Consider the following 11,868-nt stretch of genomic DNA (forward strand, 5'->3'; position numbering starts at 1 on the left):
CGCCTCCTCCTACTCGATTAACAGATTAATAGAGGTAACGAAAGATTGTTTGTTACTGGTAATGCTTTTTAGGGAAGCATTTTTAGCACCGAAACCTATTCAAAAACCATATCCACCAATCTATCAAGGCGGGAATTCCCGGGATTCCTCTTTGGGGGAGTTGTTTACCTCTTTTACTCTACTGAAATCACTCCCTTGTTTTTCTCACATAAAGAATCCGGGCTCACAATGGGGAACAAAAATTATACACAATAAGAGCGAAAAAACTAAGAATACTGGAATGTTGAACGCAAAAAACATATTAGGGCTATCTGGGGAATAAAATGAAAGGAATATTTTGAAGGAAAGTGGGGCTGTGCATGTGAAAATCCATGTGGTGAAAAGGGGGGATTCTTTGTGGGGAATTTCCCAGCAATATGGTGTCAGTACCAACCGAATTGTTCGAATCAATGGCCTTGAAAATCCAGATAAGCTAGTGATTGGCCTAGCACTTTTGATTCCTGAACCTTATCTTCAGTACAGGGTTCAGGAAGGGGATACTCTAAATAAAATCGCAAATCAGTTTGGAACTGCGGTACAGGAAATCATGCAATCGAATCGCATCACAAATCCTTCTGCTATCTATCCAGGGCAGAGACTAACCATCCCGGTTATTTATCATACCGTAAGGGAACGAGATACCCTTTATGATATAGCAAGACGTTATGGAACGACAGTTCAAGCCATTATGCAGATGAATCGGATTACAGATCCGTCCAATATTCATATCGGCCAGATAATAAGGATTCCCCAAAAACCAAAACCCATCATTGATGTAAATGGTTTTACAAACGTTTATGGTCGAGTAGGTGCGGAGCAGGTACGTGATGTAGCCTACGATTTGACCTACGTAAGTCCATTTGGTTATAGAATGAGGAAAGATGGCAGCTTAGAAGTCATAGATGACACCCCGACGATACGGGCGGCACAGTCAACTGGCGTCATACCCATGATGTGCATAACGAATTTTTCCGCAACGGAAGCGGGAACACAGCTTGCACATACGATACTTTCCGATTTAAGTTTAGGGGAAAAATTATTAACCAACGTCATAAAAACGATGAAAAATAAAGGGTACCGTGGATTGAATATCGATTTTGAAAGTGTAGCATCAGAGGACCGTGATTTCTATAATCGCTTTCTCCAAAGAGCAGTGGATCGATTGCATCCTGAGGGCTACTTTGTGTCATCCTCCCTTGCCCCAAAAACTAGCGCCAATCAAAAGGGAGCATTAGTTGAGGCACATGATTATCCAGTTCACGGACGGCTGCTCGACTTCGTAGTGCTGATGACATATGAATGGGGCTACCGAAAAGGGCCGCCACAGGCAATCTCTCCCATTAATGAAATAAAGCGTGTCCTTGACTATGCCGTAACGGCTATACCAACAAATAAAATCTTCATAGGATTTCAAATTTATGCACGGGACTGGCTTATTCCTCATGAAGAGGGGCAGGAAGCAGAGACTTTCGACATGCAGGAAGCCATCAGACGCGCCGTCCAATATAATGCAGAAATAAAATATGACGAGACAGCTCAATCACCTTATTATAGGTACAAAGATAATCAGGGGCGCAGACATGAAGTTTGGTTTGAGGATGCACGCAGTGCTAAAGCAAAATTCGACCTGGTGAAGATTTATAGGTCAAGGGGTCTCAGTTATTGGGTACTTGGTTATCCTTTTCCCCAGAATTGGGAACTGCTTGGGGATACATTTATTGTACGGAAACTGTAGGGTGTTTTTTTACAGCAACGTGGATCAGATGGGCAGCTTTTTTATAAAGCTGTCTATTTTAGTGAAACCCTCAATCGATTGGAGAGATTTGCGACACTCCTGCTGAATAACTGGCTAGCCGAGGAGGCTTGGCAGACAGTCGGCGGAAAGGGAGCACGTCCGCCCCCGTTGCCCTTTTTCATTGTACAAGAATCGAAATGGCACTATACACTAATAGCAAAGCCATGACAACATTAAACTGACTCCTATACTTTGATAAAAACGTTTGAAAAACCGAACCGAACATACTCCAACAGAACGTACTCATAAAACCGACGAAAGCCAGAAATAATGAAAAGAATAGTAAGCTGAAATTTGAAGAGTGATAAGGTAGGATGAAGGTCGATATTGCCGTGATGCCATAAAGAATGCCTTTTGGATTTATGAATTGTAAAAGCATGCCCGCTATAAAACTGTTGTTCCTGTCATCATTATCGTCCTTAGCTTTATTTGAACTTGAAATGATTTTTATGGCCAGATATAGCATATAGATTGCACCTAGGATAGTCATGATAAATTCAATCTTCGGGATGAAATTTTCAAGCAAAACATTAAAATAACTACACAATAACATGATTACAAAAAAACCGGCACCTACCCCGAAACAAAATTTAATCGTCTTTTTTAACCCGTACTTGTTCGCAAATAACATTGCCATGATGTTATTTGGACCTGGAGTGAAACTTGTAACGAAAACAAATAGCAAAAAAGATAGTAAATGCATGGTTGACTCTCCTTCGTATGCTATAATGACCAAAAGTGACATTATAACGACTTCCCTTTTATTGTACAATGCCGACGTTATATTGTAAATAAGGAGCATTTTTATGGAAGAAATAAATTTTATTATTGCTAACAATTTAAAAGCCATCAGGGAAAGTAAGAAATTAAGTCTTGAAAAGGTTGCAGAATTAACTGGAGTAAGCAAAACGATGATCGGGCAAATAGAAAGGGGAGGATCGAGCCCGACGATTACAACCATTTGGAAAATAGCCAATGGATTGAAGATTTCTTTTTCTTCACTGATAAATAGCCCGCAGCCGGATACAAAAATCGTTTTAAAAAGTGAAATTCAAACTTTATCTGAAGATAACGGCAAATATCGAGTTTATCCCCACTTTCCCTTTGAAGATGAGAAGCGCTTTGAAGTATATTCAGTCGAGATAGAAAAAGGTGGATTCCTAAGTTCCGATTCGCATAGGGAAGGAACGGAAGAGTACATAACTGTTTTTGAAGGGGAACTGACTGTACGTGTAAATAACGAAGAATATACAGTAAGGAATGGTGATTCTATCAGATTCAAAGCTGACAGACCGCATGCCTACCATAATTCAGGGGAAACAATAACTCGATTAAGCATGATCCTATATTATCCAACCTGAAAAAAGGGAGTAATGTTGTTTCTGCTTAGAAATTTGCGACACTCCTGCCGAATAACTGGCTAGCCGAGACCTCTATAGTATGGGAGAGATTTAATCTCTCTCTTTTTTTTTGCTTTTCGACAAATCAGGTATAAAGACCATGAGTGGTCACGAGGTGAATTAGAACTATTTTACCATTAAATCATTTTATTGATATATCATCTATCGAATAATGGGTATTTTGGGGTGAATATAATGATAATATTCTGTTAATATTCCGTATTGTATTGTAAATTTGTTTTAAAATTGGATTATTTTGTTGTAATATAGGAGATACACGAATCTTTAGAGGAAAAAAGTAGGGTGGATTTGTGTATGGATAAGTAAATTTGTCGGGATTTAATTTTTGGAAAAGCGTGTCAATTATATGGATAAGTTAGCAGAATGTTATGTCAGTATATAACATATGGGGGGATTAACTATAATGGGGAAAAAGAAAATCGTAAAAATTGCATCAGCTACCATAATGGCTGCGACAACGATCGTAGCGGTAGCGCCGGCACCTTCTGATGCTGCCACTAGTCTGAATAGTAAAATCAAAACGGCTAAGGCCGCCATCAAAAAACCATTCGATACCTATTTCTACACTTCTAAACTCGCTTCAGTGTCCACTATTGAAAAACAAATCAAATCTGCTAAACAAGCAAAAAAAGACATCAACTCTACCATTAAAAAATCAATGTTAAGCAAAAAAGAAAAAGATGCCAAATACAAAGAAATCGAAGCTTATGATAAGTACATCATTCGTTCAGAAGGTTATGTAAAAGGATATAAAGCGGCTGAGAAAGCAAAAGCTGCACATGGCAAATCGATTAGCGCCCTTACGAATGCCATCCTTGCCAAGAAATCAATTGATATCAGGAATCAATACGAGGCACTGGATAAAGCCGTGAAAAAGGCAGATAAAGATATTAAAGATACTGTTTACGGTGCGAAAATCGAAAAGCTCCTATACGATAAATTCACTAAATCGACCAAAACAGCTTTGAACGGTGACCTGAAAGTTCCGTACTACTATGAAAAAGCTGCTTACTGGGTGAAGAAGGGTGATTTAAAGACCGCGGACAAGCGGATGCAAACCGTTTCTTCGCAGTTGAAAAAGGTCAGTAAAACATCCAAGCTCGGAAAAGCCATACATGCCTATGTTAAAGAAGTGAAAGGTAAGTATGATGATGCGGTATATGCAGAAAAGAAAAAAGAAGTGGCAAAACTGGTCAATGCCTATGTAGCTCTTGCCAATGGGGAACTTAAAACGAAAGAACAGATAAATGCGGCTAAAAAGGCGAAAGCAGCCATTAATTTAAATGGAATCAAGGAGTCGGACAGAAAGGAATTCCTGGCGAAAATGACATTGGCGGATAAGAAAGTTGCTGCCGCCGAAGAAGCCTTGAAAAATCCAGCGAAGGCGATCACCCTTTCCTTGATGCATACGAATGATACGCATGCCCACTTGGACAACGTGGCAAAAAGGGTGACGGCTGTTAAGGAAGTGCGTAAGAGTAAGCCGCAAGCTCTTTTGGTGGATGCGGGTGACGTATTCTCGGGAACTCTCTATTTTAATGAATTCAAAGGGCAAGCGGATCTTCGCTTCATGAATTTAATGAAATATGACGTCATGACATTCGGGAATCATGAGTTTGATTTGGGATCAAGCGCCGAAGGGCATCAAGCTTTGGCCGACTTCATTAAAGGGGCAAAGTTCCCATTTGTCAGTTCGAATGTGGACTTCTCCAAAGATGATAAGTTCAAGGGGCTATTCTCGGACTTGATTTCAAGTAAGCCAGAACAAGGGAAGATATACAATGGGATCGTAAAACAAGTGGATGGCCAAAAGGTAGGGTTCTTCGGGCTTACAACTGAAGAGACGAAAGATATTTCAAGTCCTGGAAGTATAGAATTCGAAAACTATCTTGAAGAAGCCGAAAAAGCGGTCAAGGCGTTCAAAGGCATGGGAGTCAATAAGATAGTTGCCGTATCCCATATTGGTTACGATGACAATGCGGCTTATGACAATGATTTAACATTGGCTTCCAAGGTCAAGGGCATTGACGTGATCGTGGGCGGACATAGCCATACGCAGTTAGACGCCCCCGTTGTTGTTGACAAAGATGATAAAGGGAAAACGAAAGAGCCGACTGTCATCGTTCAAGGGTATCAGTATAGCGACTATTTAGGAACGATCGATGTGAATTTCGATAAGGATGGCAAGATTGTCGGACAAGCCGGTAAGCTGATTAAGCTTTCTGAAAAACAGGATGATGCCGAAGCGGTAAAAGTGCTCGAAACATACTCCTCGAAGATTAAGGAGCTGAAGGAAACGAAGACTGGTGCAACAGCTGTGAAAGCCTTGGAAACACCGCGTGATGCAGGAGATGCAACGAAGCCGAGTGTTCGTAAAAATGAAACGGAACTGGGCAATTTAATTACGGATGGAATGCTAAGTAAAGCGAAAGAATTCAATAAGGATACGCTCATAGCCTTCCAAAATGGCGGGGGCATCCGCGCTGGCATCGATCAAGGTGAGATCACTTTAGGGGAAATCCTAACCGTTTTACCGTTTGGGAATACGTTAGCGACGATGAAGCTTACGGGTGCAGAAATCAATGAAGCATTAGAGCATAGTGTAAGCCTCACTCCTAAGGAAAATGGCGGCTTCCTGCATGTTTCCGGAATGAAATTCAGCTACGACAGTTCGAAGGAAGCAGGCAGTCGTGTCACAAAGGTTGAAGTCCTTGGCCAAGATGGAACCTATTCCGAATTGGATGCAGGGAAGGAATATGTCGTGGCGACCAATGCTTTTACAGCCAAGGGCGGAGATGGATTCACCGTTTTCAAGAAGGCTTATGAAGAAGGAAGGGTGACGGATATCGGACTCGCTGATTGGGAGAATTTACGGGATTATGTAAGCGGGCTGAAAACTGTCGATCCAAGCATTGAAGGACGCATTAAAGATGTTGCCGGAAGCAATACAGACCCGACTGTCGTATTGGCTAAAGACTTTGGCGGAACGGCTGATGCCCCAAAAACACATGAAGGTCATGTACTTGTAGACATCACGGATATCGCTTCATTGGAAAATGCAGTGGTTAAAGGGAATCTTACATTAACAGGAACTCCTCCGGATAATTTTACTTTTTCACGGGTTACGGTCGAGGGTAATTTGGATTTATCGGGACTTAACGGTAAGACCGTGAGCATGAGCGGTGTCACGGTGAATGGTGAAACCATTTTTTAAGCGGTCTTCAAATGATTGCTGAGCCTGCGAAAAAAAAGTTGGAGGGGTTGAGATCTTGAAGAAGAACGGGATAAGCAAGCTTTTCTTTGCCATACTGATCGTGCTGTCAACGGTTTTGCCAAATGCAGCCGCTGCAAAAGCGGAAGGGACAATATCGGTAATGGACGCGATTAATAATAACAGCGGAACGGCGACGGTGAAGGGATATATTGTCGGTACAGCTAAAAGCGGTACAAGCTATCAGCAAACATCGCCTTTTACTGAAAGTACGAACATAGGTATTGCGGATAGTCCGGATGAAAAAGATGTTAAGAAAATCATGCCTGTCCAGCTTCCAGCCGGAAATATCAGAACGGCTTTGAATTTGGTCGAACATCCGGAATTACTTAAAGCTCAGGTGACGATTACGGGGAAGCTGGAAAAGTACTTTTCAGTACCCGGCCTGAAATCCGCAACGGATTACACGATCATCACTGATGGAGGAACAACTCCTGAACAGCCTGATGTGAAGGTTCTGGACTCCATTGCCGAGGCGCGCACGAATACTGAAGATGTAGTGCAGGTCGATGGAGTGGTCACCACGGGACTTGGTTATTGGGGAGGAAAAGGCTTTTATATCCAAGATGAAACGGCTGGGCTATATGTTTATGGTTCTTCGTGGCCAGAGGATGTAAAGCAAGGGGATAAGGTTACTTTAATCGGAAAAGTATCCGCTTATAATAAGGAATTGCAATTCCAACCAACCACCCTTGAAGTGGTTTCTTCCGGGAATGAACTTCCTGAAATCCAAAAAATTGATGCATCTGGCGTCAATGAGGAAACACAAGGTGAGCTGGTCACCATTGAAAAAGCGACCATTACAGAATTGGCGGCATCGGGAACATACGGAACATTCGAATTCAAGGCGGAAGATACTGAAGGGAAATCTGTTATCGTTCGCCATGATAACCGGACCGGTTCGAGTTATGAAGAATTCGTGAGGAACTTTAAAGTAGGAGATGTCATTTCCGTAACCGGAATCGGATCGAAGTTCAATGACACGTATCAATTGAAGCCGCGTGGCATTGAAGATTATGAACTGGTGAACAAACCAGCCGTATACACGGATATTTTCCCTGGTACGGTTAGTGAAAATACAAAAGTATCACTTGAATCTGGCTGGGAAGAAGCGAAAATCCATTATACGCTTGATGGATCCGCACCGACGTCTTCGAGTGCCTTGTACACAGAACCGATCATTTTAACGAAAGATACTGTCATCAAGGCAATCGCTGTCAACGATAAGACATCGGAAGTTTTCACTTTTGCCTATACCGTTACCAAAACCAATGAAGTGAAGATTCGTGACATTCAGGGGATGAATCATTTTTCATCATATGAAAATCAGCTCGTCTCAGGTGTGGAAGGTGTCGTCACTAATGTAAAGGATGAGAATAACTTTTATATGCAAGATCCCAACCCGGATAAGGACTTAACGACTTCCGAGGGAATTCTTGTGTACAACAAAGCACATGGTCTGAAAGCGGGGGATCATGTCAAAGTGGCAGGTAAAGTCGCTGAGTGGTATATCGAAGGATACGCTGAAATGAAAACGACGGATTTGCCAACAACTGAATTGACCAATACGACGATTGAAAAGCTTGGCACTGCAGCGATGCCAGAACCGATCGTCATCGGAAAAGATGTCATTCCGCCGTCCGAGAACATCGATGATGATAGATTGACAGATTTTAATCCGAGCGAAGACGGCATTGATTTCTACGAGAGTCTGGAAGGAATGCTCGTGCAAGTATATAACCCGAAAGTGGTCGCTCCACAAGACTATGGTGAATTGGTCGTGATACCAGGGAATATGGAAACGACGACTGCAGTTGGGGGCGTCAAAATAACGGAAACGGATTTCAATCCTGAAAGAATAACCCTGGATATAAATGATGAATCATTTGCAGCGAAAACGGGTGATTTCTTTGATGGCTCGGTCACGGGTGTCATCAGCTATGGATATAGCAACTATAGGGTAGTGGCAGATAAAGCCCAGCTGCCTGCGTTAAAGGATGGCGGAACGACCCGGGAAGTGACATCCTTAGAGAAGGATGCTGATAAGCTATCGATCGCTTCCTATAATATCGAGAATTTTTCCACACAAACAGCTAATTCTAAAGTCGAAACGATTGCAACATCCATCATTACCAATCTTAAACAACCCGATATCATCGGCGTAACGGAAATGCAAGATAATGATGGGGCAACGGATAGCGGGACAACGGATTCTGCTCAAAGTGCCAAGAAGTTAACCGACAAAATAAAAGAACTGGGCGGACCGCAATATCAATACATCGATATCGCGCCAGAAGATAAACTTGATGGCGGGGCACCCGGCGGGAATATCCGCGTAGGCTTTTTATATAATGTCGACCGTGTCAAATTGACTGAAGGAACGAAAGGAACGGCAACACAGTCCGTGGCCTTCAAAGATGGAAAACTTACCTTGAACCCTGGACGAATCGAGCCTGCCGATCCCGCCTTCACTTCAAGCAGGAAGCCTTTAGCCGCTCAATTCGAATTTAAAGGCGAAAGCGTAGTGGTGGTGGCCAATCATTTTAATTCCAAGGGCGGTGACCAGCCATTATTCGGCAAAAACCAGCCTCCTTTCCTTTCAAGTGAAACGCAAAGGCTTCAAATTGCCTCCATCGTCAATCGGTTTGTCAGTGATATCAAGTCACAGGATGCCAAAGCGAATGTCGTCTTGCTTGGAGACTTTAATGATTTTGAATTTTCGGCTCCGCTTAAAACATTAAAGGGCAATGTTCTAACCAATATGATCGAGAAAGTCCCTTTTGAAAAACGTTATTCTTACACATATCAAGGCAATTCACAAGTACTGGACCATATCCTTGTATCGAATAATATGGCTGAGGCGACAAAAGTCGATATTGTCCATATTAACTCATCCTTCATGGAAGCTCATGGAAGGGCTAGCGATCATGACCCTGTACTGATCTCAACCTCTTTATCTGGATCAGGCGGAGTTGAAACTCCTGCTCCAGAAAAAACGTATAATTTAACAAACATTAAAACAAAAAGACTTACGATTGCTTCACCTAGTGTTTTGATCGATCTTGACGAAACATCGAACATCGAAGAAGGTATCTGGTTAAAAGGTTCATATGCTGTACTCAAAGGCCTTGGTCTGAAGAATGCTGCTGTGACGATAAAACCGGATAAGGAAGGCGCAATCATTGATTTTGGAGGCATGGCGGTGAAGGAAGTCATCATTGATAACGCCAATGTAAAAGAAATCAGGGGCGCTGAAAATGTTCAGAAATGGTCGGTAACAGAAGGTGTCAACACATCGAATATCAAGTTTGTCAATTCGAAGGGGGAAGCGATTGCTTCCCCTTTCGACCCTAAAGAAAATCATGCGCCAGTCGTAACGAAAAAACTGGAAAATCTAGAAGTGAAAGCCGGTTCCAAGGTCACCATCGATTTGAGTGAGCACTTCTCAGATCCAGATGGAGATGAACTTACCTTTTCATCCACTATCGGTACAGTCACCGGCCAGACATTAACGCTTCCTGCAAATGAAGCTGGAACATACCTTGTCGCAGTCAAGGCTGAGGACCAGCAATCGGAAGCGGTTGCCCGTTTCACGTTGACCGTATCGAATGATAAGCCGCTTGAAGCTTATTACGAAACGGCTGCTGGAAAAACGGGAACGGAATTGAAAGCGGTTCTGCACTCGATTATTAAGGGTCATACGATGTTATCTTATGATCAAGTGTGGAATGCCCTTAAAGAAACGGATGAAGACCCGGTGAACAAACAGAATGTCATCTTGCTTTACTCTGGAAAATCCATCTCGAAGAACGCGAATGGGGGCAATGCCGGACAATGGAACCGTGAACATGTTTGGGCAAAGTCACACGGTGATTTTGGGACAAGTAAAGGTCCCGGGACAGACCTTCATCACCTCCGTCCCGCTGATGTAACAGTGAATGGTAAACGGGGCCACCTTGATTTCGACGAGGGCGGTCAAACATATAGTGGATGTGAATGTAAGTTTGATTCAGATTCATGGGAGCCGCCAGATCATGTTAAAGGCGATATAGCAAGGATGTTATTTTACATGGCCGTCCGATATGAAGGAGACGGCGAGTTGGATCTTGAATTATCCGATACAGTCAATACGTATCCTAAGCCACTTCATGGAAAGCTATCGACACTTTTGAAATGGAATGAACTCGATCCAGTCGACGATTTCGAGAGCCATCGCAATAATGTCATTCATGACTGGCAAAATAACCGCAATCCATTCATCGACCATCCTGAATGGGCATCCGAAATTTGGGGTGCCGCTAAATCCATCGATGAGAAAAAGGCAAGTTAAAATAGGAGATAGAAGGGAAAGCAGCCTGGTGGCTGCTTTTTTCATGCTTTTCTACAAATTTATGATTGAAAGTTAATTATCTTAATATACTGAAAAATCAAATATTGGTTTCGCGTTAAATAATAAATATTTTGGTAGGTATGTTATGTAATATATGTTAATATGGGATATGCAATGAAAGGGTTTTCATTGCAGAAATGATAAAAATATTTTAATATAGTAATTATGCCGCTTTTTTGATCTTCATTCACCCTTAAAAGACGGTTAAAAAATATATTGCCAGAAATGGGGCATTACACGATGAAATACAGATCTGCATTCGATATAATCGGTCCCGTCATGATTGGACCTTCAAGTTCACATACAGCAGGAGCTGCCAGAATTGGCAGAGTAGCACGGACATTATTCGGAAAGCAACCGAAGAAAGCCATCATTTCTTTATATGGCTCTTTTGCAAAAACATACAGGGGACACGGTACGGATGTCGCTGTCGTAGGCGGAATATTGGATTTCGATACGGATGATGAACGAATCCCTGCCTCTTTAACGATTGCGGAAGAAGCCGGCATGGACGTTACCTTTACAATCGAGGATACTGTGATGGATCATCCTAATACAGTCAAGATCAGGCTGTTCGACGAAGATAAAGAATTGGAACTTGTTGGGATCTCAATTGGCGGCGGAACGATAGAAATAACGGAATTGAATACGTTCAAGCTTAAATTGTCGGGTGAAAACCCAGCCATTTTAGTCGTGCATAACGATGTGTTTGGAATCATATCTTCCGTTTCGACAGTATTGGCGAATCATGAAATTAACATTGGACATATGGAAGTTTCACGAAAAGAAAAAGGTCAAATGGCCCTCATGGTGATTGAAGTCGATCAGAAAATCAAAAGCGATATCATGAAGGAAATTGAAGGATTGGAAAACGTGTCGCAAGTCATAAGGATGGTTGAATGATAAGTGTTGGCATAGATAGGGAGGTAAAAACATGTTCCGAAATGTAGCA

At 42.2% G+C, this 11,868-nt stretch carries 6 protein-coding genes; 5 read left to right on the top strand and 1 reads right to left on the bottom strand.

What is annotated here, in order from left to right:
- Nucleotides 1–361 precede the first annotated feature (361 nt).
- The gene (locus tag J7J00_RS19065) at nt 362–1,774 is read left to right on the top strand and encodes a glycoside hydrolase family 18 protein (protein WP_214793528.1); all 1,413 of its coding nucleotides are present in this window, start codon (nt 362–364) and stop codon (nt 1,772–1,774) included.
- Nucleotides 1,775–1,952: 178 nt separating this feature from the next.
- Here the strand turns inward: J7J00_RS19065 and J7J00_RS19070 are convergent, their stop codons facing one another.
- A complete protein-coding gene (locus J7J00_RS19070; protein WP_214793531.1) occupies nt 1,953–2,537 on the bottom strand; it encodes a LysE family transporter in 585 nt (194 codons plus the stop codon).
- Between the two features lie 103 nt (nt 2,538–2,640).
- On the opposite strand from J7J00_RS19070, the gene J7J00_RS19075 reads away from it, so the two are divergent.
- From J7J00_RS19075 to sdaAB, 4 genes are all read left to right on the top strand, one after another.
- Nucleotides 2,641–3,195 carry a helix-turn-helix domain-containing protein gene (locus J7J00_RS19075; RefSeq protein WP_214793534.1) on the top strand — a complete coding sequence of 185 codons (555 nt, stop codon included), beginning with the start codon at nt 2,641–2,643 and terminating at the stop codon, nt 3,193–3,195.
- A 463-nt stretch (nt 3,196–3,658) separates the two neighbouring features.
- Entirely contained in the window at nt 3,659–6,469 is a 2,811-nt protein-coding gene (locus J7J00_RS28250; RefSeq protein WP_286201465.1) for a bifunctional metallophosphatase/5'-nucleotidase, read from the top strand.
- A 55-nt stretch (nt 6,470–6,524) separates the two neighbouring features.
- Entirely contained in the window at nt 6,525–10,856 is a 4,332-nt protein-coding gene (locus J7J00_RS19085; RefSeq protein ID WP_214793538.1) for an endonuclease, read from the top strand.
- A 300-nt stretch (nt 10,857–11,156) separates the two neighbouring features.
- Nucleotides 11,157–11,819, top strand: coding sequence for an L-serine ammonia-lyase, iron-sulfur-dependent subunit beta (gene sdaAB, locus J7J00_RS19090; RefSeq protein ID WP_214793541.1), 663 nt, complete (start codon nt 11,157–11,159; stop codon nt 11,817–11,819).
- The last annotated feature ends 49 nt before the right edge of the window (nt 11,820–11,868 follow it).

Source organism: Bacillus sp. ISL-4 (assembly GCF_018613275.1).
GTDB classification, from domain to species: domain Bacteria; phylum Bacillota; class Bacilli; order Bacillales; family DSM-1321; genus Peribacillus; species Peribacillus simplex_E.

Coding starts and splice junctions, on each gene's coding strand:
- sdaAB (WP_214793541.1), top strand. CDS start 11,157: ATGAAATACAGATCTGCATTCGATATAATCGGTCCCGTCATGATTGGA.
- J7J00_RS19075 (WP_214793534.1), top strand. CDS start 2,641: ATGGAAGAAATAAATTTTATTATTGCTAACAATTTAAAAGCCATCAGG.
- J7J00_RS28250 (WP_286201465.1), top strand. CDS start 3,659: ATGGGGAAAAAGAAAATCGTAAAAATTGCATCAGCTACCATAATGGCT.
- J7J00_RS19070 (WP_214793531.1), bottom strand. CDS start 2,537: ATGCATTTACTATCTTTTTTGCTATTTGTTTTCGTTACAAGTTTCACT.